This window comes from Pseudomonas sp. GZD-222 (assembly GCF_049310525.1).
Lineage (GTDB): Bacteria > Pseudomonadota > Gammaproteobacteria > Pseudomonadales > Pseudomonadaceae > Aquipseudomonas.
Genome location: NZ_JBMOWO010000155.1, coordinates 1 through 23,958 on the forward strand (window position 1 = coordinate 1; position 23,958 = coordinate 23,958).

The 23,958-nt window shown below is 61.0% G+C and carries 19 protein-coding genes and 1 rRNA gene; 11 read left to right on the top strand and 9 right to left on the bottom strand.

Features of this window, described 5'->3' with window-relative positions; all coding sequences use genetic code 11:
* Positions 1–84: 84 nt before the first annotated feature.
* The gene (locus ACO6VD_RS27490) at positions 85–711 is read right to left on the bottom strand and encodes a response regulator transcription factor (RefSeq protein ID WP_422422923.1); all 627 of its coding nucleotides are present in this window, start codon (positions 709–711) and stop codon (positions 85–87) included.
* Complete coding sequence (locus tag ACO6VD_RS27495) at positions 711–2,513, bottom strand: PAS domain-containing sensor histidine kinase (RefSeq protein WP_422422924.1); 1,803 nt, start codon at positions 2,511–2,513, stop codon at positions 711–713. Before ACO6VD_RS27495 ends, ACO6VD_RS27490 begins: the two co-directional genes overlap by 1 nt.
* 202 nt (positions 2,514–2,715) lie before the next feature.
* On the opposite strand from ACO6VD_RS27495, the gene ACO6VD_RS27500 reads away from it, so the two are divergent.
* From ACO6VD_RS27500 to ACO6VD_RS27510, 3 genes are all read left to right on the top strand, one after another.
* Positions 2,716–4,338: an acyl-CoA synthetase gene (locus tag ACO6VD_RS27500; protein ID WP_422422925.1), complete on the top strand. Its 1,623-nt coding sequence runs from the start codon at positions 2,716–2,718 to the stop codon at positions 4,336–4,338.
* Positions 4,339–4,361: 23 nt separating this feature from the next.
* Positions 4,362–6,131 (top strand): acyl-CoA dehydrogenase C-terminal domain-containing protein, encoded by a 1,770-nt coding sequence (locus ACO6VD_RS27505; protein ID WP_422422926.1) that lies wholly within the window; start codon positions 4,362–4,364, stop codon positions 6,129–6,131.
* 192 nt (positions 6,132–6,323) lie between these two features.
* Positions 6,324–7,331 (top strand): FecR family protein, encoded by a 1,008-nt coding sequence (locus ACO6VD_RS27510; protein WP_422422927.1) that lies wholly within the window; start codon positions 6,324–6,326, stop codon positions 7,329–7,331.
* 32 nt (positions 7,332–7,363) lie between these two features.
* Here the strand turns inward: ACO6VD_RS27510 and ACO6VD_RS27515 are convergent, their stop codons facing one another.
* On the bottom strand, positions 7,364–8,683 hold the full coding sequence (locus tag ACO6VD_RS27515) for a Na+/H+ antiporter family protein (RefSeq protein ID WP_422422928.1): 1,320 nt from the start codon (positions 8,681–8,683) through the stop codon (positions 7,364–7,366).
* 259 nt (positions 8,684–8,942) lie between these two features.
* On the opposite strand from ACO6VD_RS27515, the gene ACO6VD_RS27520 reads away from it, so the two are divergent.
* Positions 8,943–11,090, top strand: coding sequence for a methyl-accepting chemotaxis protein (locus ACO6VD_RS27520; protein WP_422422929.1), 2,148 nt, complete (start codon positions 8,943–8,945; stop codon positions 11,088–11,090).
* Positions 11,091–11,143: 53 nt separating this feature from the next.
* Here the strand turns inward: ACO6VD_RS27520 and ACO6VD_RS27525 are convergent, their stop codons facing one another.
* On the bottom strand, positions 11,144–13,096 hold the full coding sequence (locus tag ACO6VD_RS27525) for a S8 family serine peptidase (protein WP_422422930.1): 1,953 nt from the start codon (positions 13,094–13,096) through the stop codon (positions 11,144–11,146).
* 175 nt (positions 13,097–13,271) lie between these two features.
* Between ACO6VD_RS27525 and ACO6VD_RS27530 the strand changes: the two genes are divergently transcribed.
* The 5 genes from ACO6VD_RS27530 to ACO6VD_RS27550 all read left to right on the top strand — a co-directional run bounded on the left by ACO6VD_RS27530 (position 13,272) and on the right by ACO6VD_RS27550 (position 19,415).
* On the top strand, positions 13,272–14,288 hold the full coding sequence (locus ACO6VD_RS27530) for an ABC transporter substrate-binding protein (RefSeq protein WP_422422931.1): 1,017 nt from the start codon (positions 13,272–13,274) through the stop codon (positions 14,286–14,288).
* On the top strand, positions 14,285–15,151 hold the full coding sequence (locus tag ACO6VD_RS27535) for an ABC transporter permease (RefSeq protein WP_422422932.1): 867 nt from the start codon (positions 14,285–14,287) through the stop codon (positions 15,149–15,151). Before ACO6VD_RS27530 ends, ACO6VD_RS27535 begins: the two co-directional genes overlap by 4 nt.
* A 48-nt stretch (positions 15,152–15,199) precedes the next feature.
* Positions 15,200–16,066 carry a LysR family transcriptional regulator gene (locus ACO6VD_RS27540; protein ID WP_422422933.1) on the top strand — a complete coding sequence of 289 codons (867 nt, stop codon included), beginning with the start codon at positions 15,200–15,202 and terminating at the stop codon, positions 16,064–16,066.
* Between the two features lie 110 nt (positions 16,067–16,176).
* Positions 16,177–17,094, top strand: coding sequence for an AEC family transporter (locus ACO6VD_RS27545; RefSeq protein ID WP_422422934.1), 918 nt, complete (start codon positions 16,177–16,179; stop codon positions 17,092–17,094).
* Between the two features lie 122 nt (positions 17,095–17,216).
* Entirely contained in the window at positions 17,217–19,415 is a 2,199-nt protein-coding gene (locus ACO6VD_RS27550) for a TonB-dependent receptor (RefSeq protein WP_422422935.1), read from the top strand.
* A 3-nt stretch (positions 19,416–19,418) separates the two neighbouring features.
* Here ACO6VD_RS27550 and ACO6VD_RS27555 read toward each other — a convergent pair whose 3' ends face one another.
* Genes ACO6VD_RS27555 through ACO6VD_RS27570 form a run of 4 tightly spaced genes read right to left on the bottom strand, consistent with a single transcriptional unit; the run spans position 19,419 to position 22,028 of the window.
* A complete protein-coding gene (locus ACO6VD_RS27555; protein WP_422422936.1) occupies positions 19,419–20,741 on the bottom strand; it encodes a sensor histidine kinase in 1,323 nt (440 codons plus the stop codon).
* Positions 20,738–21,406 carry a response regulator transcription factor gene (locus tag ACO6VD_RS27560; protein ID WP_422422937.1) on the bottom strand — a complete coding sequence of 223 codons (669 nt, stop codon included), beginning with the start codon at positions 21,404–21,406 and terminating at the stop codon, positions 20,738–20,740. The genes ACO6VD_RS27555 and ACO6VD_RS27560 overlap by 4 nt, the downstream gene beginning before the upstream one ends.
* The gene (locus tag ACO6VD_RS27565; RefSeq protein ID WP_422422938.1) at positions 21,406–21,720 is read right to left on the bottom strand and encodes a PepSY domain-containing protein; all 315 of its coding nucleotides are present in this window, start codon (positions 21,718–21,720) and stop codon (positions 21,406–21,408) included. The genes ACO6VD_RS27560 and ACO6VD_RS27565 overlap by 1 nt, the downstream gene beginning before the upstream one ends.
* A complete protein-coding gene (locus tag ACO6VD_RS27570) occupies positions 21,720–22,028 on the bottom strand; it encodes a PepSY domain-containing protein (protein WP_157193279.1) in 309 nt (102 codons plus the stop codon). Before ACO6VD_RS27570 ends, ACO6VD_RS27565 begins: the two co-directional genes overlap by 1 nt.
* Before the next feature lie 159 nt (positions 22,029–22,187).
* Between ACO6VD_RS27570 and ACO6VD_RS27575 the strand changes: the two genes are divergently transcribed.
* Together ACO6VD_RS27575 and queD are read left to right on the top strand one after the other, a co-directional pair.
* Positions 22,188–23,267, top strand: a complete 1,080-nt coding sequence (locus ACO6VD_RS27575; RefSeq protein WP_422422939.1) for a patatin-like phospholipase family protein — start codon at positions 22,188–22,190, stop codon at positions 23,265–23,267.
* Positions 23,268–23,319: 52 nt separating this feature from the next.
* Positions 23,320–23,676 (top strand): 6-carboxytetrahydropterin synthase QueD, encoded by a 357-nt coding sequence (gene queD / locus ACO6VD_RS27580; protein WP_010226613.1) that lies wholly within the window; start codon positions 23,320–23,322, stop codon positions 23,674–23,676.
* A gap of 124 nt (positions 23,677–23,800) precedes the next feature.
* Here the strand turns inward: queD and rrf are convergent.
* Positions 23,801–23,916: ribosomal RNA gene (rrf, locus tag ACO6VD_RS27585) — 5S ribosomal RNA — on the bottom strand.
* Between the last annotated feature and the right edge of the window lie 42 nt (positions 23,917–23,958).

The following is a 23,958-nucleotide window of genomic DNA, read 5'->3' on the forward strand; positions in this document are numbered from 1 at the left end:
TTCAGACGTGTGCTCTTCCGATCTCTAGAGTCTATTTTCCGGCGGGAGCGGCGGTGCGACGACTCGACTTGCCCCGCGATGAGTTCAGCGCAGATTCAACGGCTCTATTACCCCGCAGGCAATCGCCATTCCCACCAAAGCAGGCAGGTGCTCGGCCTCCATCCGCTTCATCACCCGTGCCCGATACAGGTCCACGGTCTTCACGCTGACCTCAAGCTGCTCAGCAATCTCGCGATTGCTGAAACCCTGCACCAGTGGCACGAAAACATCACGCTCACGCGGTGTCAGGCTGTCGATCCGTGCCTGCACCTTCGACCGTGGAGCGATGCCTGCAAGGTCCTGGCAGGAGCGTTCGAGCGCCGCCTGGACAGCATCCAGCAATAGCTGATCGTTGTAGGGCTTCTCGATGAAGTCGCAGGCACCGGCCTTGAACGCCCGCACCACAATCGGCACATCGGCATGTCCGCTGAGAAAGATCACCGGCAGCTCAATCCCGCGCCCGCGCAGGGCCTCCTGCACACTCAAGCCGCCCATGCCGGGCATGCGCACATCGAGCAGCACACAGGCTGGCAAGTGGGCGTCACAGGCCTCAAGAAACGCCTGGCCGCTGGTAAAAGGCAGCGCCTGAATACCGACCGACTCCAGCAGCCAGACCGTCGAGTCGAGCATGCCCTGGTCATCGTCGACCACATAGACTTTGGGTTGCTGCATTACACGTCCTCTGTTCCCGTACTTGCCACCGGCGCCAACCGGCAACACAAGATCAAACCACCTGATACGCCCGGTGATGCCTGCAAAGTACCGCCGAAACCTTCAATAATACTGCGGCTCATGCTCAAGCCCAGGCCCAGCCCTTCCGGCTTGCTGGTCGTGAACGGTGTGAAGATGCCATCCAGGCGTTCCACTGGCACACCTGGCCCCTGGTCGCTGACCTGAATCTGCACCTGCCCTTCGACAAGTGCCGCGCCGATTTCAATCCGTGACGGCTGCCCCTGATGCTGCTCGCGATTGGCATCAATGGCATTACGCAACAGGTTGAGCAGGACCTGTTCGAGCAACACCCGGTCGGCGTACACCGCAGGCAGCGAATCAGCCATCTGCTGCACAATGCTCACCCGGTCCCGCGCCGCCTCCCAATCGCACAAACGCACAGCCTCGGCGGCGACATCGGCAATAGACAACGCCTGCAGGCGCCGGGGTTCCTTGCGCAGGAATGCACGCAGGCGCTTGATCACCTCGGCGGCATGGGTTGCCTGCTCGCTGATTCGCGCCAACCCTTGGGCAACCCGGGTAGCCGCCTGCGGATCGCGATCCAGGGCTTGCAGGTAACGCTGGCTGGCGCCGGCATAATTGACCACTGCTGCCAACGGCTGGTTGATCTCGTGGGCAATGCCTGAAGCCAATTCGCCCAGGGTGATCAGTCTGGCGCTGTGGGCCAGTTCGTCCTGATGGCGGCGCTGCTGGCTTTCGCGTAGCTCGCGCTCGGTCATGTCGCGGGCTACCAGCGAGTAATAGCGCTCACCACCGTTGCCACGGTGAGCCAGCAACACCAACGACACCGGAAAGGCCGCCTCTCCCTGCCAGGGAATCAGACGCGTCTCGGCATGCCAGACCCCCGCTTGCTCGGCACGCAGCCAACCTTCGCGTTCCAGCTGTTGCTGTAACCCTGGGTCGAGCAAGTCCTGCAAATCGGGTAATGGCTCAACGTCCTGCAAGCCCAAGGCACGCCGCGCCGAGCCGTTCAGGTAACTCAGGCGGCCATCACGATCGGTGAACAGCACCAGGTCCGTGTTGGCCTCCACGACCTCTGCCAGACGCCGGCGGTTTTCCTGCGCCTCGATGCGCACGGTGATGTCCCGCGAGACACTGACAATCTCCACCACCGCCCCGGTATAGGTCTCGCGAATCGCCCGGCTGGCAATCTCGAACCACAAGTCTCGGCCGTCGCGGTGGCGCACCCGGCAGGTCATGGTCTGATAACCGTCCTGCTCCAGTGCCTGGGCTGCTTGCTGCAGCGACTGCTGTCGGTCCTGAGGATGGAAAAGCGACTGCACCGCCACCCCGCGCAACTCTTCAGGCCAGTAACCGAGCAGCCGATAGGACGCCGGGGAGGCATCCAGGAAGCAGCCATCGGGACTGTGGCGGGAGATCAGGTCAGTAGTGTTTTCAGTAATCAGGCGGTACAGACGCCGGGCCTGGCTAGCCTCGCGCTCAGCCACCCGTTCAGCCGTGGCATCGCGACAGCGCGCCAGCACCTGACTGGAGTCGCCGTCTGGAATGAACGTCCAGAGCAGGATCTGCCCCGATACTGCCGCTTCGACGTCACTGATGGCCCGCGACTGATTCAGGCAGGCACGCACCAACGCCTGATAGTTACGCGGCAACCAGTAGTCGACCGAACGCTCGGGCCAGGGGCCAAGCATGACCTGCAAGGCCGGATTGACTGCCAGCACCGCTGCAGTTGCATCCAGGAGCACGCTGGGTTGTGGGTCGCAGGCGAGCAGAGAAACCATGGACGAGCTCAATTCAGTAGCCTGGGGAACCATATAGTACTTCTACCATATTGCTATAGTCTATCTTCCAAGTACCATAGAAATACGCGTAAAACTTATGACACCTGAAGGGCTCGCCCTTCACGACACCTGATCAGAGCTAACAATCAGCCAACGGGGGTTGCAGTACGCCATACGGGCGCCCCCTGCACAGGAACAACGCATGTCGATCTTCTCCCAGGGCCTGGCGCCCGCCCCTGTCAATCACCAGGCCTTGAGCCCCTTGAGTTTCATTGAGCGTACGGCAGCCGTCTATGGCCAGTACCCCGCAGTGATCCATGGTGCCATCCGGCGCAACTGGCAACAGACCTACGAACGCTCACGACGCCTGGCCAGTGCCCTGGCCGGCCGCGGCATCACCCAGGGCGACACCGTGGCAGTGATGCTGCCCAACATTCCGGCAATGCTCGAAGCGCACTTCGGCGTACCGATGATTGGTGCTGTGCTCAACGCACTAAACGTTCGCCTGGACGCCGAAGCCATTGCCTTCATGCTTGAGCACGGTGAAGCCAAGGTGCTGATCACCGACCGCGAGTTTCACAAGGTCATCAGCGGCGCCCTGGCGCTGATGGAATATCCCCCGCTGGTGATCGATGTCGACGACCCGGAATACGGCGAAGGCCAGGCGGTCAGCGATCTGGACTACGAGGCCTTTCTTGCTGAAGGTGACCCGCAGTTCACCTGGCACTGGCCCGAGGACGAGTGGCAGGCCATCTCGCTGAACTACACCTCCGGCACCACCGGCAATCCCAAAGGGGTGGTCTATCACCACCGCGGCGCCTATCTCAACGCCCTTGGCAACCAGATGACCTGGGCCATGGGCAATCACCCGGTGTACCTGTGGACCCTGCCGATGTTCCACTGCAACGGCTGGTGCTACCCCTGGACCGTCACAGCCCTGGCCGGCACCCATGTGTTCCTGCGCCGCGTCGACCCGCAGAGAATTCTCACCCTGATCCGCGAGCACCAGGTCACTCACCTGTGTGGTGCACCGATCGTGCTCAATGCTCTGATCAACATGCCCGAGTCGGCCAAAGCGGCCATCGACCACCCGGTCAACGCAATGGTCGCCGGTGCGGCGCCACCGGCCAAGGTCATTGGTGCGGTGGAAGAGATGGGCATCAAGGTCACCCATGTTTATGGTCTGACAGAGGTATATGGCCCGGTAACCGTCTGTGCCTGGCACGCGGAATGGGACGAGCAGCCGCTGGCGGAACGGGCGCGAATCAAGTCTCGCCAGGGCGTGCGCTACCCTACCCTTGAGGGCCTGATGGTTGCCGACCCGCAAACCCTGGAACCGGTGCAACGCGATGGCAACACCCTGGGTGAAATCTTCATGCGCGGCAATACAGTGATGAAGGGCTACCTGAAAAACCCCGAAGCCACGGCAGAAGCCTTTCGCGGCGGCTGGTTCCATACCGGTGACCTGGCGGTCTGGCATGCCGATGGCTATGTCGAGATCAAGGACCGGCTCAAGGACATCATCATCTCCGGTGGCGAGAACATCTCCACCATCGAGGTCGAAGACACCCTGTACAAGCACCCGGCAGTACTCGAAGCCGCCGTCGTCGCCCGCCCGGACGAGAAATGGGGTGAAACCCCCTGCGCTTACATCACCCTCAAAGCTGGCTGCGAGCAGACCCGCGAGGCAGACATCATCAGTTTCTGCCGCGAGCACCTGGCAGGCTTCAAGCTGCCCAAGACAGTGGTCTTCAGCGAGCTGCCGAAAACCTCCACCGGCAAGATCCAGAAGTACCTGTTGCGCGACTGGGCCAAAGCGCTCTGACCCCTTTCACAGCGAGAATCCGCATGCCTGAATTCAATGCTCCGTTGCGCGACATGCGCTTTGTCCTTCACGAAGTGTTCCAGGGCCCGGCCCTGTGGGCACGCCTGCCAGCCCTGGCCGAACGGGTGGACGCCGACACTGCCGATGCCATTCTTGAAGAGGCAGCGAAAATCACCAGCCAGTTGATCGCCCCACTCAACCGCAGTGGCGATGAACAAGGTGTGGTGTTTGACGCTGGAGACGTGCGTACGCCAGATGGCTTTACCCAGGCCTGGCAAACTTACTGCGAAGGCGGTTGGGTCGGTCTTGCCGGCAACCCCGAGCACGGTGGCCTGGGCATGCCGAAAATGCTCGCGGTGCAGTTCGAAGAAATGCTCTATGCCGCCAACTGCAGCTTCAGCCTGTATTCGGCGCTGAGTGCCGGCTGCTGCCTGGCGCTCGACGCCCACGCCAGCGCTGATCTCAAGGCCACGTACCTGCCGCCGCTGTACAGCGGCCAATGGGCCGGCACCATGTGCCTGACCGAACCGCATGCAGGCACCGACCTGGGGATCATCCGTACCAAGGCCGAACCCAGTGTGGATGGCAGCTACCGTATCAGCGGTACCAAGATTTTTATTACCGGCGGTGAGCAGGACCTGACCGAAAACATCATCCACCTGGTGCTGGCCAAGCTGCCGGATGCCCCGGCCGGCCCCAAGGGTATCTCGCTGTTCCTGGTACCCAAGTTCCTGGTCAACGCCGACGGCAGCCTGGGTGCACGCAACCCGGCGCACTGCGGCTCGCTTGAGCACAAGATGGGTATCAAGGCTTCGGCCACCTGCGTGATGAACTTCGACGGCGCCACCGGCTACCTGATTGGCGAGGCGAACCGCGGTCTGGCGGCGATGTTCACGATGATGAACTATGAGCGCCTGTCTATCGGCATCCAGGGCATCGGCTGCGCGGAGGCCTCCTACCAGAATGCCGCACGCTATGCCCAGGACCGCCTGCAAAGCCGTGCCGCCACTGGCGCGCAAGCACGCGACAAGGTCGCCGACCCGATCATCGTTCACCCCGATGTGCGCCGCATGCTGTTGACCATGCGCGCACTGACCGAAGGGGGGCGGGCCTTTGCCACCTACGTCGGCCAGCAACTGGACATCGCCAAGTACGCGCAAAACACCGATGAGCGAGACCTCGCACAGCGCCAGGTCGCCCTGCTGACGCCGGTGGCCAAAGCATGCTTCACCGACAATGGCCTGGAAAGCTGTGTGCTCGGCCAGCAGGTGTTCGGCGGCCACGGCTATATCCGCGAATGGGGACAGGAACAACTGGTACGCGATGTGCGCATTGCCCAGATCTACGAAGGCACCAACGGAATCCAGGCACTGGACCTGCTGGGGCGCAAGGTGGTGGCGGACGGTGGCACGGCGCTGGCCGAGTTCATCGGGCAAATTCGCCAGTTCTGTGAGGGCGGCACGGCCTATCGCGAACCTCTGCTCAAAGCCACGGACGATCTTCAATACCTCAGCCAGTGGCTGTGTGAACAAGCCCGTGAGGACGCCAATGCCGTGGGCGCCGCCTCGGTGGAGTACCTGCAGCTGTTTGGCTACGTGGCCTACGCCTACATGTGGGCGCGTATGGATGCCGTGGCCGAGGCCAACTTGGCGCAAGACCCGGCCTTCTACTCAGCTAAACGCGCCAGCGCCGCGTTCTTCTTCGCCCGGCTGCTGCCGCGCACGTTGTCGCTGCAGGCCAGCATTCGAGCAGGCAGTGTTTCGCTGTTTGCCCTGCCCGCCGAGCAGTTCTGAACATGAACTGCGACCGTTAGTCGTACATGCTTGTGTAGCTTACCCCGTCTGCAGGCGGGGTATGACTGCGAACTCCGTGCATTTACAGCCATTTTCTTGGTGAAAAATCTTACAACTGATAGTCATTCGCCATTATCTCGGGTTCTCGCCACCTACGCTGCAAGGGTAGAATAGGCAAAACCGGGAGCCTTGATGAACCACACCAGCCACAGCGCCGACGAACACGATGCCATTACCGATGCCGCCGCGCATTGGTGCCTGCGCTTACAAGCTGAAGACTGCACGGCAAACGAACGTCGGGCGTTTGAGCAGTGGTTGGCCGCCGATCCTCGGCATGCCGAGGAATACCAGGCCATGCTGGATATATGGCAGACCGCCGATCAACTGCCGCGTAGCGCCACCCCCGGCAAGGTTATCGTCCTCACCCAGCGTCGTCCTAAAACCTGGCGCCACTATGCCTCGGCCGCCGCCGTTGCTCTGCTGGCCTTGCCGGTCGGTGCCTGGATCGGTTGGGAGCAAGGCTGGCTACCCAATCACTACCAGCACCTGGAAAGCGGCAACGCCATCAGCCGTGTAGTGCTCAGTGACGGCAGCCAGGTCGAGCTGAATCTGGGGAGCGAGTTGCGCTTCACCAATTACAAGGATCAGCGCCGGGTCACGCTGATAAAAGGCGAAGCGTTCTTCAAGGTCCGGCATGACAGCCAGCATCCGTTCATAGTGCATGCGGCCCAGGGCCAGACGCGGGTAACCGGCACCCAGTTCAATGTGTGGAAGTATGAAGATCAGGTCAAAGTGACCCTGGTCGAAGGCTCGGTACTGGTCTGCAGCGATGCCCGCGACACCGATGGTGGTTATCGCCTGGGCCCTGGCATGCAGGCAAGCTACCAGGCTGGCGACTACGAGCCACGCCTGAACCAGACCTATGGCCACGACACCAGCCTGGCCTGGCGTAATGGCAAGCTGATCCTCGACAACCTGAGCCTGGCCCAGGCCCTGCCGCAGATCAACCGCTACCTGGAGCAACCGCTGCAGCTGGCCGACGAAAGTACTGGCAGCATTCGTATCAGCGGTATCTACGACACCCGTCAGATCAAGCGTCTGGTGAGCAATTTGCCCAAGGTGTTGCCGGTCTACCTGACCCGCAACAAAGACGGCAGCATGCTCCTCAATCGTATCTCGCCACCGCCCGCGCGGGGTTGAGCCTTGCGCTCAGCCCCTTATTGCCGAGCGCGTTACAGGGTCATTGCCGCCAGCCAGCCAAACGCCAGCAACGGTAGGTTGTAGTGAATGAACGTCGGCACCACAGTGTCCCAGATATGGTGATGCTGACCATCCACGTTCAAGCCCGAGGTCGGGCCCAGGGTCGAATCGGAAGCCGGTGAGCCTGCATCCCCCAGCGCGCCCGCCGTACCGACGATGCACACGGTAGCGACAGGGTCAAAGCCCAGCTGCACGCACAGCGGCACGAAGATCGCGGCAAGAATCGGCACGGTGGAGAATGACGAGCCGATGCCCATGGTCACCAACAAGCCCACCAGCAGCATCAGCAGCGCACCAATGCCCTTGCTGTGATCAATCCACACGGCCGAGGTCTCGACCAGGCTTTTGACCTCGCCGGTGGCCTTCATCACCTCGGCAAAGCCGGAGGCGGCAATCATGATGAAGCCGATCATGGCCATCATCTTCATGCCTTCGGTAAACAGGTCGTCAGTGTCCTTCCAGCGCACGATGCCCGACACCGAGAAAATCAGAAAACCGACCATGGCGCCGATGATCATCGAGTCCAGCCACAGCTGAATGATGAACGCCGCGCCAATGGCAACACCGGCAACCAGCAGGGTCAGCGGGTTATAGCGCACGGCCACCTGCTCGACCTGCTCGATTTTTTCCAGGTCGTAGACGCGTTTTTTCCGGTAGCTGAAAAACACCGCCATGAGCAGGCCGAAGAGCATGCCCGCGGCCGGAATCGCCATGGCGTGAGTGACATTGACAGCGCTGACATCCACCCCGCTACGGCTGACGTTGGCCAGCAGGATCTCGTTGAGGAAGATGTTGCCAAAGCCCACCGGCAGGAACATGTAAGGCGTGATCAGGCCAAAGGTCATCACGCAGGCCACCAGGCGCCGGTCGATCTGCAACTTGGTCAGCACATAGAGCAGCGGCGGCACCAGCAGCGGAATGAAGGCAATGTGGATTGGCAGGATGTTCTGCGAGGAAATCGCCACTACCAAGAGCAAGCCGATCAGCAACCATTTGACCTTGCCGCCGTCGGCATGCCCCTGCTGGCCAACCATCGCCAGAGCGCGATCGGCCAGGGCGTGGGCCATGCCGGACTTGGCAATCGCCACCGCAAAGGCACCAAGCAAGGCATACGACAAGGCAACCGTGGCACCACCGCCCAACCCACCATTGAATGCCTTGAGCGTGCCTTCGATGCCCAGGCCGCCCACCAGCCCGCCCGCCAGCGCGCCGACGATCAGGGCGATCACCACATGCACGCGGGACAGACTCAATATCAGCATGATGCCGACCGCGGCAATTACTGCATTCATTCCTGTGACCTCTAGAAACCAGACAAAAAGCGACCGATTCGGCGACAAACTGCCCGGGAGCAGTGGCCGAACGACGGGTATTTTTATGGAGGGCGCACACTCTGAAGCAGGCCCCCGCGCTTGTCAAAGTTCAGAGGGCGATGGGTGTCGTAGGAATGACCGAAAACGACGCATTTGAATTGAACGTTTGAATAAAGAAAACGGCGTATCCGCCGATAACGTCGGCAGCCTCAATCTTTTTGGATCAAAGGACTTCGCCATGTCGTTCAGACAACTCTCCATTCAGTGGAAAATCACCCTGCTCGCCGGCTTGTGCCTGGCCAGCATCGTTACCCTGCTGGTGGGCCTTTCGTTGTACCGCATGGGACACAGCTCGGAGCTGGTCAAGACCAGCAGCATGCAGATGCTCACCGAAGCCGCCCAGGGACGCATCGAATCCCAGGGTGAAGTCCAGGCCTTGAACATTCGCCGGCAATTCATGGATGCCTACCAGTACGGTGCCGGTTTCTCCCGCCAGGTCCTGTTCTTGCGAGAGCAGGCGGAAAAGCGCTTTCTCGATGCCTTCGACCTGCGGGAAGATCTGACCCGCCAGGTGCGCGCCGCCCTGCAGGCCAACCCGGACCTGCTCGGCCTGTCGCTGGTGTTCGAACCCAATGCGCTGGACAACAAGGACGAACTGTTCGTCAACCAGGAGCAACTGGGCAGCAACGAAAAGGGCCGCTTTGCCCTGTACTGGTCGCAACCGACCCCGGGCCAGCTGACCTCCATGGCCCTGCCGGAAAAGGACATGGCCGATACCAGCATCGGCCCTAGCGGCGAACCGGCCAACACCTGGTCGGTGTGTCCGCGCACTACGCGCAAGACTTGCGTGATCGAACCCTACTTCTATGCGATTGACGGCCAGCAGGTGCTGATGACCAGCATCGTGTTCCCGTTGATGGTCGCCGACAAGGTGGTTGCCACCCTGTCCATCGATATCAACCTCAACAGCCTGCAGGCCCTGAGCCAACAAGCCAGCCGCAACCTCTACCAGGGCCAGACCCAGGTCAGCATTCTCAGCCCTGCAGGGCTGCTGGCTGGCTATAGCCCGGACGCCAGCAAGCTGGCCCAGCGCCTTGACCAAGTTGACACGGAAAAAGGCGCCGAACTGATTCGCCTGCTGGCCGACAGCACACCACTGCACAGCATTCATCATGAACAGCGTCTGAAAGTGTTGGCCTCCTTTGCTCCGATTCCAGGTGGCAAAGACTGGGGCGTACTGCTTGACGTCCCGGAAAGCGCCCTCACCGGCCCGGCCGAGGCTCTCAAGCAGGAACTCGACCGCAGCAACACCAGCGGCACCCTCATGGAGCTCGGCCTCGGCGCGCTGGCTGCCATCGTTGGCCTGTTGCTGATCTGGCTGATGGCCCGTGGCGTGACCCGGCCGATCCTCGGTGTTGCCGCCATGCTCAAGGATATCGCCAGCGGCGAAGGCGACCTCACTCGTCGCCTGAACTACGACAAACACGACGAGCTGGGCGAGCTGGCCGGCTGGTTCAACCGTTTTCTGGACAAGCTGCAGCCGACCATTGCCGAGGTCAAACGCTCGGTCCAGGCCGCCCGCGATACCGCCGATCAGTCCTCGGCGATCGCCAGCCAGACCAGCGCCGGCATGGAACAGCAGTACCGCCAGGTCGATCAGGTTGCCACCGCGTCCCATGAAATGAGCGCCACTGCCCAGGACGTTGCGCGCAGCGCCGCGCAAGCCGCTCAGGCGGCCCGCGATGCCGACCAGGCCACCCGCCAGGGATTGGCCGTGATCGACCGCACCACCACCAGCATCGATACCCTGGCAGCCGACATGAGCACTGCCATGGCGCAGGTCGAAGGCCTGGCCGAGAACAGCGAGAAGATCGGCTCGGTGCTGGAAGTCATCCGTTCCATCGCCGAACAGACCAACCTGCTGGCCCTCAATGCCGCCATCGAAGCCGCCCGCGCGGGTGAGGCAGGACGAGGGTTTGCCGTGGTCGCCGATGAAGTGCGCAACCTGGCCCGCCGCACCCAGGAGTCGGTGGAAGAAACCCGTCAGGTCATCGAAGAGCTACAGGCGGGTACCCGCGAAGTGGTCGGCGCCATGGACAGCAGCCACCGTCAGGCGCAGGGCAGCGTCGATCAGGTCAGCCAGGCCGTCACCGCCTTGCAGCAGATTGGCGAAGCGGTCACCGTGATCAGCGACATGAACCTGCAGATCGCCAGCGCCGCCGAAGAGCAAAGCGCCGTGGCCGAGGAGATCAATCACAACGTAGCGACCATCCGCGACGTGACCGAATCGCTCTCCGGCCAGGCCAATGAATCGGCGCGGGTCAGCCAGTCGCTGAACAGCCTGGCCAACCAGCAGCAGGGGCTGATGGACCAGTTCCGCGTCTGACTGCTGTGCCCGTGGCGCCGTTGCCTGGCGCCACGGGGCAGGCTCACTACACCTTACAGCTCGTCCTTCACCGGATGAAACTTGCCACCTCCGAGAATACGATCCAGCAGGACTAACGCGCCATGCACATTGGGCCGTGCGCCCATGGGCAGGACATCGGTATGGGGCAGCGTGGCATCCAGGTAACCCGACTCCATGACCAGCAGATGCATCTGGTTGGCATTGAGGTAGATGTGGTGGTGCTCGATGGCATAGGACTGGATCAACGCCAGGGCACCGGTTACCAGCGGTGTTGCACTGGAAGTGCCGCCGTAGTTATCGGTGTAATCGCGATCATTGCCGGACTTGTCTTGCAGCTCCCCGTAACCCATGGTCGCAACACTGTCCCCCCACGCATTGAGCATGCGGTACCGATAGCTGTAGTTCGAGTACTGATGGGGCTTGCCATCCCATGACTGGCAGGCGCCAATCAGGATGGCATCGGCATCCCCATGGTCCTCGAAATACCGCCACTGTGAAAGATCGACACCATAACCGCCCGTGACCCCCTTGTTGGCATCGGTCCTGCTACTCCCATTGCTGGCCGCATTGACAACCACCGCCCCGCGCTGGGTCAGCGCCTGGGTCGAGGCCCACCAGAGCTGGTCATGCAAGGAGGGCAAGAAAGTCGAAAGCACGTTGATGTTTGCGGTTTGCCGATTGACCGCAACGATGTCACCGGGCCGGACATACCTCAACAGATCCTTCAGTGTCTGAGAGCTCCCTCGCGCATCCGTTGCCCTGTTGTCGTACATAAACAGCTCACTGGCATGGCATACCCCGGTCATGCCGAAACCGTTAGCGCGGGCCAGGAGTATCCCCACCGACGCTGTGCCGTGGTCCGGGTCACTGTTAGGCGAACGTTGGATGATCGTGAGATCAGGGTTACCCCTCAAATCTTCATGATTGGAGTGAAGACCACCATCTGAAAAATGCACCCTGACTCCTTGGCCTGCGACCTGCCGCTCCCAGACCTTGCGGATGTTCATGCCCTTCCAGCGCTGGCCCGGCTGCTCCAGATAGGTCTGCAACGCCTCGAAGTCGGGGGTTGGCTGTGCCTCTTCATTGGCCCGATTGCCGGCCACCACGGCCGCCCCGGTGATCAGTGTCGCTATGACAGCCGCAACACCAGCAAGCACCACGTTGCCTGGCTCGACCTCAGGCAGCAGGAAATGCATAGCCTCGAGATAATTCAGCGGTGCCAACGTCTTGATCAACTCGACAAAGGTGTCGTTGAACATGCTTTCGGGCTGCTCGAGTAGATAGAAGTGCCGCAGCGCCTTTAGCGATTCGTCTTGCTGCTCTTGCTCATCCAGCAGCGGCCGTGGCTCCAGCACCTGCTTGAGGTTCGGCCATTGGCGCACGATAAAAGAGTTCGAAGCGGGTTCAAGATCAAAAAGAAACCGCTCGAAACCACCTGCCTTGAACTTCAGCAACAGAGGGGGAAAGCGCTCGCCGTTTTCCAACACCGGCAGCTGCAGCTGGCGCTCGCCATACGGATCATGGACCTCGGCTGGCCCCGTAGTCTCGGACAATTCTGGCACCTCGCGCCTGCGCCGCCCCGCAGAGGCAGGCAGAGGCACTTTGTCGAGCACGCTTCTGGTCGACTCCCCTTCCTCAATGATCATCACCAATGGTTCCATCACCTCCACACCGCTTGCATCGGCCGGGAGATCTCTGGCGATGATCTCCTTGTCCGTCAATCTGATCTGCGGGGTGATGCGATAGGTGCCAGGCGTCAGTTCAGACATCAAGGTCACCGGACAACCATGATCCCTGAGGGCACCGCTCTGGGCCATGGATTGCACGGTCATGGCGTCCACATGATCGGCCCCGTCCGGTCCGGTCCTTTCCAGTACATAGCGAATCTCCTTCACCTTGCCCAGATCGTTACCACTACAGCGAACGTGGAACGCTCCATCGAAACGGAAATTTCTGTAATAAACAAAACCTATATCGATACTCATCAGCCACCTTCCTTGTGCGACATTTCGCGCCCCTATGGCACACCCTCGCCCGATCTTTCCAGTGGACATGTCGCCAACACAGACCGAAACCTTTCCATTGCCCCAGCCGGAACGGCTGCAAGCGGGTCGTCTACACTTGCCCGAACCCAAGGAACGGCGCATCGACGAGGCCCCGATGAAAAAAATCCCAATGCTGCTGGCCGGCCTACTGCTCTCCCTGGGCTGGGCCAGCACCAACGCCATGGCAGCCAACGAGCCGGCTACCCCCATCCACTTCGGTGACATCACCTGGGAAAGCGGCAGCCTGACCACCGAAATCCTCCGTTTTATCGTCGAGAAGGGTTACGGCTACTCAACCGACACCCTCCCCGGCAGCACCGTCAGCATGGAAGTTGCTTTGGCGCGCAACGACATCCAGGTGATCGCCGAAGAATGGGCGGGACGTAGCCCAGCCTGGGTCAAGGCCGAACGGGCCGGTCAGGTATTCGCTATCGGCGACACGGTGAAAAACGCCGATGAAGGTTGGTATGTACCTGAATACGTGATCAAGGGCGATCCGGGTCGCGATATCAAGCCGCTGGCACCAGAGCTGCGTTCAGTGGAAGACCTCAAGCAGTACAAGGAAGTCTTCAAGGATCCTGAAACCCCTGACAAGGGCCGCTTCCTCAACAGCCCCAGCGGCTGGACCTCCGAGACCGTCAACAGCCAAAAGCTCAAGGCCTATGGCCTGGCTAACGATTACGTGAACTTTCGCAGTGGTTCCGGTGCGGCCCTCGATGCCGAAATCACTTCGGCAATCCGCCGCGGTAAACCGGTGCTGTTCTATTATTGGTCGCCGACACCGCTGATGGGGCGTTTCTCGCTGGTACGCCTGGAAGAACCCACGTTCAACGAACAGGCGTGGCAAACCCTGACCGACGCCAGCAACCCTAGCCCGCAAGGTTCCCGTTCTCTGCCCGCAAAGCTTTCGATTGGTATCTCCGCGCCTTTTCGCACAGACTATCCGGAGCTGGTCGAGTTTTTCGCCAAGGTCGACTTGCCGATCGATACCTTGAACAAAGCCTTGGCGCAAATGAGCGAAAAACGCGAGTCCCCCAAGGATGCCGCGTTGAAATTCATGCGTGATCAACCGGCCATCTGGAAAGCTTGGCTACCCGCCGACGTGGCCAAACGCGTCGAGGCTGGCTTGTGAGTGGAGGCTTTCCAGAAACCCTGCACTTCTCCTTCGCCGACAGCGTCAATCGCTTCGTCGATTGGCTGGTCCTGAGCTACGGCGACCACTTGCGCAACGTTTCCGACGGTTTGTTGCAATTGCTGGTCGGCCTGGAAACCCTGCTGCGGGCAACCCCCTGGTGGTTATTGCTGCTGATTGTCGCCCTGCTCACCTGGCATGCCAGCCGCAGCATCCTCCGCGCACTGGTACTGACGAGCCTGCTGTTTTTTATCGGCGTGATCGGCCTGTGGGACAAACTTCTGCAAACCTGCGCCCTGGTGCTGGTGAGCACCGGTCTGTGCATCCTGATCGGGGTGCCAGTCGGTGTGTTGCTGGCCAGCCGCCCGCGGGCGCGCCAGTTGATGATGCCGGTACTGGACGTCATGCAAACGCTGCCCAGCTTCGTCTACCTGATTCCAGTGCTGATGCTGTTTGGCCTGGGTAAGGTCCCGGCGATTTTCGCCACCTTGATCTACGCCCTGCCGCCGCTGATCCGCCTGACCGAACTGGGCCTGTCGCAGATCGATCCCTCCCTTACCCAGGCCGCCCAGGGGCTGGGTGCCGGGCGCTGGCAGCGCCTGCGCCGGGTCATGCTGCCACTTGCCATGCCGAGCATCATGGCGGGCCTCAACCAGTCGGTGATGATGGCCTTGTCGATGGTGGTGGTGGCTTCGATGATTGGTGCGCGAGGCTTGGGCGAGGATGTGCTGGCGGGGATTCAGACGTTGAATGTCGGTAAAGGTGTTGAGGCGGGGCTGGCCATTGTGGCGCTGGCAATGGTGATTGACCGCATCACCCAGGCCTATGGACAGCCAAAAGCAGGCGCTTTCAATCAACGCTGATCAACGCGATGATGCACGCTCATTCTCCCGCCCAACCGGAGCCCACGCGTGTCACTCAAAGCCCTGCGCACCCTGGTCACCATCGCCCGTCACGGTACCTTCGCCCGCGCTGCCGATGTGCTGAGCCTGACGCCTTCTGCCGTCAGCCTGCACATCCGCAGCCTGGAGGAGGAACTGCAGGTCACCTTGTTCGACCGCAGCCGGCGTCAGGTCAGCCTGACCGGGGCCGGGCATCTGGTGCTGGAGCGGGCCGAGGGCATCCTGACCGCCTATGACGACATGGCCGATGCCCTGGTCAGCGGGCCTGGCTTGAGTGGACGATTGAAAGTCGGCGCCATTCACACCGCCCTGGCCGGACGCCTGCCGGCAGCGCTGGTACGCATCAAGGCCGAGCACCCGCACCTGCATATCAGTGTGTTGTCGGGTATGTCGGCCGAGCTTGCCCGGCGGGTCGAAGACGGCGAGCTGGATGCCGCGATCACCACCGAACCCGTTGCGCCCTATCCGGCCAACCTGGACTTTACCCCGCTCTACCAGAACCGTTTCTGGGCGGTTGCCGGCCCCGCATTTGCCGGCACCAGCCTGCGTGAACTGCTCGCCACCCAACCTTTCCTGCGTTTTGACAAGCGCGCCTGGGCCGGGCGCATCATCGAACAGGAGCTGCGCAAACTGCAGCTGCCGGTCAGCGAGCAGATGGAGCTGGACAGCCAGCAAGCACTGACGCACATGGCCTCGATGGGACTGGGGGTGGCCATCGTGCCCCTGGCGGACGAAGACCTGCAGCACTTGCCCGATGTCACCTTGCTGCCCTTCGGTGAGCCGCAACGAGTGCGTCATGTTGGCTTGATCGAGCACGCCAGCAGTCGCCGCCGACACCTGACGGCAGTGTTGAAGTCTGCCCTGGGCCAACCGTGAAGTTTTCCTCAATGGTTGATTGAGAATTCTACGTTTTTTTCTTCCAGTGCTTCAGGCTAGCCTGATGTCGAATCCCGCTTGGGAGCGCCGACTGATAGGGAAACCGCCTGATGCTGCAACTGATCCTCGCCACCATCGTGCCCATCGCCTTGCTCATTGCCTTGGGCCGCTGGCTTCGGGTTCAGGGCTTTCTGGGTGAGCACTTCTGGCCGGCTGCCGAACGCTTGAGCTACTTCGTGTTGCTGCCCGCTTTGTTCATGCACGGCCTGGCCACGGCTGATCTGACCGGGCTGCCAGTGCTCGACATGGTAACGGTGCTGTTGATCTCAACCGTGATCGGGGCGACGTTGCTGATGCTGTGCAAAGGCGCAGTGGCCGGTGACGGCGCAAGTTTTACCTCGGTGTTTCAGGGGGGCATACGTTTCAACAATTACATTGGTGCAACTCTGGCCGCCGGCATCTATGGCAGCAGCGGGATCGCCCTGGCCGCAGTGGCGAATGCGGCTATCGTACCGACCGTGAATGTGTTGTGCGTGATGGTCTTTGCCCGCTACAGCGGTACTCACAGCTCGCCGAGCGCGGTGGCCAAGGCCATCGTTCGCAACCCGTTGATCCTTGGCTGCGCCGCCGGGATAACCCTGCGCATCACCGGCCTGGGGCTACCGGCAGGCATCGAACCGACCATCAAGGCCCTCGGTCAGGCCGCTTTGCCCCTGGGCCTGCTATGTGTCGGCGCGGCTCTGGGGAGCAGTGCCCAGGGGTTGGGCAAACGGCCGTTACTGGCAGCCTCGTTGTTCAAGTTCGTGGTGTTGCCATTGACCACGTTCGGCGTGTGCCGGGCACTTGGTCTGAGCGGCCAGGCCGCAATCATCGCCATCCTGTTCCAGGCCCTGCCCACCGCGTCGTCTTCCTATGTGATGGCCCGACAAATGGGCGGCAACGCAGCATTGATGGCCAACATCATTGCCTTGCAGACCTTGCTCGCAGCACTGACCTTGCCGGTGATGCTGAGTCTGACCCTGATGTGAGGAATAGGTAATTTTTTGTATCTGAATGATAACCTTTTGCAAACACACCTGTTAATCTTTGCGACTACGAATTATTCGCAAAGCCAGGAAGGCGCCAACTTGAACTTAACAGGGCCTTCGCCATGGCTTTACGACTCCCCTTTCGCCCCACCCTCCTCGCTGTCTGCTGCGCCGCCAGTGTAGGCGCTCACGGCGCCGACGCCGCTCTGGAACTGGATGCAACCGCCATCAACGCCCAGGCCAACAAGCCCCTGCGCAACGCGCCGGTCGAGGAGTACGCAGGTGGCCAGGTCGCCCGCGGCGGGCAAATGGGAGTGCTGGGCAATCAGGACAACATGGATGTGCCCTTCACCATGACCAGCTACACCTCGAAACTCATCGAGGATCAACAGGCCGAAGATGTCGGCGACGTGTTGCTCAACGACCCGTCAGTGCGCCAGTCGGTCGGCTTTGGCAACCAGTCGCAGGTTTTCGTGATTCGCGGCCTGCCGCTGAGCGGTGACGATATCTCCTACAACGGCCTCTACGGTGTACTGCCGCGCCAGATCATCTCCACCGATGCGGTGGACCGGGTTGAGGTGTTCAAGGGCCCCAACGCCTTTATCAATGGTGTAAGCCCCACCGGCGGCGGCCTGGGTGGCAGCGTTAACCTGCAGCCCAAGCGTGCTGGCGACATTCCGACCCGCCGCTATACCCAGGACATTTCCACCGATGGCCGCATCGGCGAGCACCTGGACATCGGTCAGCGCTTTGGTGCCGACAACCGCTTCGGTGCACGCCTCAACCTGTCCCAGCGTGAGGGCGAGACGGCGGTTGACGACCAGGATCAGCGCAGCAAACTGTTCGTTGCCGGCCTTGACTACCAAGGCGATCGCTTCAGCGTTTCCACCGATTTCGGTTACCAGAAAGAACGCGTCAATCACCTGCGCAACTCGGTGCAGCTCGGTGCCGGACTCACCGGTATCCCGCGTGCGCCTGACGCCAGCCACAACTACGGCCAGGACTGGACCTTCACCGAAACCGAGGACACCTTCGGCATGGTCCGCGGCGACTGGGACTTGAACGACAACTGGAGTGCTTACCTGGCCGGTGGCATCAAGCACACTCGCGAAACCGGACTCTACGGCACCCCGACCCTGACCAACGCCGCGACAGGCGCGGCGACCATGGGCGGCTCGTTCATTCCGCACAACGAAGACAACACCACGTTCATGGGCGGACTCAACGGCAAGCTGCAGACCGGCCCGGTCAGCCACCAGCTCAACCTGGGTGCCTCGACCATCTGGACCCAACAGGAAAACGCCTACGTCTTCTATCGCGGCCAGCCCACCAACATCTACAACACTGCACCACTGCCCAAGCCGAGCAACGTGACCATCACCGGTGGCGAGCTGGGTGATCCGGGTGTAACCGGCAAGACCCGCAACCGCAGTATCGCCTTCTCCGACACCCTGGGCTTCTTCGATGACACCTTGCTGGTAACCGCAGGGTTGCGCCGGCAGCAGTTGCGGGTGGAGAACTACAAGTACGACGGCACCACCTCGGGTGGCGTGGCCAACCCGGCCAACGACGGCAGCCGCAGCGCCCTCTATGACAAGGGCATCACCACGCCGGTCTACGGCATTGTCTACAAGGCGACTGAATCGGTGTCGCTGTATGCCAACCGCATCGAAGGCCTGTCCAAGGGCCCTACCGCCTCGGCCAACGCGATCAACCGCGGTGAAGCCTTCCCGCCGGGTCGAACCAAACAACTGGAAGCCGGTGTCAAATACGACCATGGCACCTTTGGGACGAACCTGGCGGTGTTCCGCATCGAGAAGCCCAGCGACGGCTACCTGGACAGCAACACCGGCTTTTATCTACGTGATGGCGAGCAGGTGAATCGCGGCATCGAGCTGAGCATCTTTGGCGAACCCCTGCCGGGCTTGCGTCTGCTGGCCGGCGGAACACGCCTTGACTCGGAGTTGAAGAAAACCCAGAACGGCACCAACGACGGCAACCATGCCATTGGTGTCCCGACCTTCCAGCTCAACGCCAGTGTCGACTGGGACGTGCCAGGACTCGACGGCGTGGCGCTCAATGCGCGGATGCTACGTACCGGCGGGCAATATGCAGACCAGGCCAACAACCTCAGCCTGCCCACCTGGAATCGCTTCGATGCCGGGGCCCGTTACCGCTTCAAGGTTCAAGAGAAGGACATCACTTTGCGCATGAACGTCGAGAACATCAGCGACAAGAACTACTGGGCCTCGGCCAACGGCGGCTACCTGACCCAGGGCGAGCCACGGCTGGTGAAGTTCTCCGGCACCGTGGACTTCTGACTGCTAGTGCCCAGGCTTGCGTGGCAACTCGATGCAGACCCGCAAGCCTTCGAGCGGACTCTGCTCCAGAGCCATGCGGCCACCCCAGGCTTCAACGATGTCGCGCACGATCCCGAGTCCCAGGCCATGGCCATTGACCTGCTCGTCGAGTCGGGTGCCCCGCTCAAGCACCTGCGCACGCGCCGCTTGCGGAATGCCGGGGCCGTCATCATCGATCAACAGCCGGTAATGCTCCGGCTGTTCTTCGATGCTCAGTTGCACCTGGCTGTCGGCCCACTTGCAGGCGTTGTCCAGTAGGTTGCCAAGTAACTCGAGCAGGTCTTCGCGGTCCCAGGGCAACAGTAACCCGGGTGGTGCGTGCTGGCTCAACTCCAGCCCTTCGCCGTGGATCATGCTCAGGGTCGACAGCAGCCCGGGCAGTTCAGCATCGCAGTCGAACTGCGCGCCTGGTAACGCATCACCGGCCAGACGCGCGCGATTGAGCTCTCGGCTCAGGCGTTGCTGGATCTGCTCCAGTTGCTCACGCAGCTGCGTCCGTACCTCGGGCAAATCCTTCAGGCGCTCGCTGGAGGCCAGACTGAGCAAGACCGCCAGCGGTGTTTTCAGGGCATGGCCGAGGTTGCCCAAGGCATTGCGCGAGCGGCGCAGACTGTCTTCAGTGTGCGCCAACAGGTGGTTGATCTGCGCGACCAGGGGTTCCAGCTCAATGGGTACCTGGGTGTCGAGTTGCGAACGCTTGCCCTGCTGAAGCTGGGCGATCTGCTCTCGTGCACGCTCAAGGGGACGCAATGAACGGGTGACAGTGATGCGCTGCAGGACCAGCACCAGGATCAAGGCGACCAAGCCCAGGCCCAGGCCTATTTGCTGCATACGGCGGAACTGGTCACGTACCGGGGTGTAGTCCTGGGCGACACTGATTGCAATCGACTGGCCGAAGCGCCGGTAGTCGCTGCGCAACACCAGCAGTTGCTGGTTCTCGGGGCCGAGCTTCAGATCCGTGTGCAGGCCGCTGGTTGCCGGCGCGGGCATGTCCAGATCCCAAAGCGAACGGGAACGCCAACTGCCCCCGTCGAAATCGATGCGGAAATAGTAGCCGGAAAAAGGCCGCTGGTAGGCCGACGAAAGACGTCGCTCATCCAGCTCAAGGCCGGATTGCCCACGGACCAGCGCGATCAGCAGGTTTTCGCTTTCTTTGCGCAAACCTGTCTCCAGGTAGCGCTGCAACCCCACTTCGAACAACCACAGGCTCAACTGAGCCAGCGCCAGACCTACCAGCACCAGTACCGCAATCAGGCCAAGACTCAAACGCGCCTGGATCGACTTCACTCGGCACTCCCGGCATAGCGGTAACCCTGGCCGCGACGTGTCTCGATGACACTGCGGCCAAGCTTGCGGCGCAGGTGATTGACGTGAACTTCCAGGACGTTGGAGTCACGTTCGGTCTCACCGTCATAGAGGTGTTCGGCCAGATGACTCTTGGACAGGATCTGCTGCGGGTGCAGCATGAAGTAGCGCAACAGGCGGAACTCTGCAGCGGTGAGCTGGATATCGACGCCATCGCGGGTCACGCACTGGCGCCCTTCATCGAGCTGCAGGCCAGCCGCCTCCAGGGTCGGCTGGTTGGCCAGGCCACGGGCACGACGTAGCAACGACTGCACACGCAGCAACAACTCTTCCGGATGAAAGGGTTTGCTCAGGTAATCGTCGGCACCGGCCTTTAGGCCTTCGATACGCTCCGCCCATGAACTGCGCGCGGTCAGAATCAGCACGGGCGTGGCCAATCCACTGGCGCGCCACTGGGCCAATACTTCAAGCCCCGGCATCCCCGGCAAGCCAAGGTCGAGAATGATCAGGTCATAGGGCTCGCTGCTGCCCTGGTAGACCGCGTCACGGCCATCGGCAAGCCAGTCGACCGCATAACCCTGGCGCTGCAAACCTTGAATCAATTCATCAGCCAGCGGCACGTTGTCTTCGACCAGTAACAGGCGCATCAATCATCTTCCTCGTCTTTGAGCAGGGCTCCATTGGATGCATCGAGTTTGATCTCGCGCACTACGCCTTCAAGGGTCAGCAACTCGACTTCGTACTCGTAACGGCCGTGCTTGTGTTCCAGCTCCGCCTCCAGCAACTTCGCCCCGGGATAGCGTCCCAGGGCGTCATTGAGCAACTGTTCCAGCGGCAGGATGATGCCCTGCTGTCGTAGCTGCAGGGCTTCGTCCTGATCAAGGTCACGGGCCGATGCCAGCGAACACAGTGCCAACAGCGCAACGAGAACGGTCTGTGCTGTTCGCGTGCAAAAGCTCATTATTTGTCCTGAACGTCCTTGAGGATTTCACCGGTCTTGGCGTCCAGGTCCACGTCCCACTCGACGTTCTGGGCATCACGCAGGTCGATCTTGTAGACCAGGCGGCCGTACACATCTTCAAGCTCGGACTCTTTGATCGTGGCACCTGGATGTTTGGCCAATGCTTTGGCGTTCAAGTCGTCCAGGGACAGGATGGTCTTGTCCTGAACCAGCTTGGTGACTTCATGCATAGGGATGTCTTTGGCCAGTGCAACATTGGCGCTCAGGGCAAGGGCAGCAGTCACGAACAGGGCAGTCAAAGTTTTCATGGTGTCTCTCCGTTGAGATCAATAATGTGTCTACGGGGCCTAGATTAACCAACCGAACTTAATTGAAGCTGAAAACAACTGGCGACATGATAGCGCACCCCTGCCCCACAACTGGACCGCTGTTCTTTATAATTGCCGGCTCCAGACAGCGAGGCCCGTATGAGCGCAATCCATATCAAATACCCGGCCCTGACACTCAAGGCCGGCAACCGTGCCTTGCAGCGCATTCGCGAACGCGGATTGCAGGCTGCCGATGTGGGTGTGTTGCCAGGCGCTGCGGGCGGCCCTAAAGCCCTCGGTATACAGGGTCTGGACCTGGCGTTGTTCGGTCAGTGGTTGCCCGGCGCGCCGCGTGAACGGGCACTGATCGGTGCCTCCATCGGTTCCTGGCGCTTCGCCAGTGCCTGCCTGCCCAACCCGGCCGAGGCCCTGCAACGACTCGGCCAGCTCTACACCGAGCAGGACTTTGCCAAAGGTGTGACCCAGGCCGAGGTCAGCCGCAGTTGCCAGCGCATGCTCGATGCGCTGCTGCAAGGGCGCGACGCGCAGATCCTCGAAAGCCCCGACTACCGCCTGAATATCATGGTGGTGAAAAGCCACGGTTTGTTGGCACATGATCATCGCGCACGGTTGGGAATGGGCTTGTCTTCGGTGATAGCCGACAACCTGATCGGTCGTCCCCGCCTGGCTCGTCACTTCGAGCGGATCATCCTCCACGATGCGCGCAGCAACCCGCCGCTACAGCCTTTGACCGATTTTCCGTCACGCTGTCTTCCGCTGGATGTGGCCAACCTGCGCCATGCCCTGCTCGCCTCCGGCTCAATTCCGATGGTAATGGAGGGCGTGCGCGATATACCTGGTGTTGGCCAGGGCACTTACCGGGATGGCGGCCTGCTCGACTATCACCTGGACTTGCCGTATCAGGGCGACGACATCGTGCTCTACCCGCATTTCACCGACAAAGTGATCCCAGGCTGGTTCGACAAGGCCCTGCCCTGGCGGCGTGGGGATGCTCAACGCTTGCGCAATGTCCTGCTGCTGGCGCCCTCAGCCCAGTACCTGGCTAGCCTGCCCTACGGCAAACTGCCAGACCGCAGCGACTTCAAACGCTTCATGGGCGATGCAGGCAGCCGTCAGCGTTACTGGCACAAGGCAATGTCCGAAAGCCAGCGCCTGGGCGACGAACTGCTCGAGCTGATAGAAACCGGCAGGCTGCATGCGCAACTGCAACCGCTGTAACGACCATACTGGTAAACTGCTCATCAGCATTGGCTTTCAGAGTTGAGACATCGTGGAAATTTTCAAAGAGTTCACCTTCGAGTCGGCACACCGCCTGCCGCACGTTCCAGAAGGGCACAAGTGCGGCCGTCTGCACGGTCACTCGTTCAAGGTTGCCCTGCACCTGACCGGCCCGCTGGACCCGCATACTGGCTGGATTCGCGACTTTTCCGAGATCAAGGCGATCTTCAAGCCTCTGTATGAACAGCTGGACCACAACTACCTGAATGACATTCCTGGCCTGGAAAACCCAACCAGCGAAGTGATTGCCAAGTGGATCTGGGACCAGGTCAAGCCGTTGCTGCCAGAGCTGTCCAAGGTGCGTATCCATGAGACGTGCACCAGTGGTTGCGAGTATTACGGCGACTGATTAGCTATCAGAAATGACAAAACCACCCTGCGGGGTGGTTTTTTTTGTCTGGTGTTTTATGACTGCACCGGCCGCAAAGACAAAACCCCTACCTGCGTACGCAGATAGGGGTTTCGGAATTTAATCTTGACGATGACCTACTCTCACATGGGGAAACCCCACACTACCATCGGCGATGCATCGTTTCACTGCTGAGTTCGGGATGGGATCAGGTGGTTCCAATGCTCTATGGTCGTCAAGAAATTCTGTTGCCAGAAGGTCTTGTTAGACACTCCAGCGAAT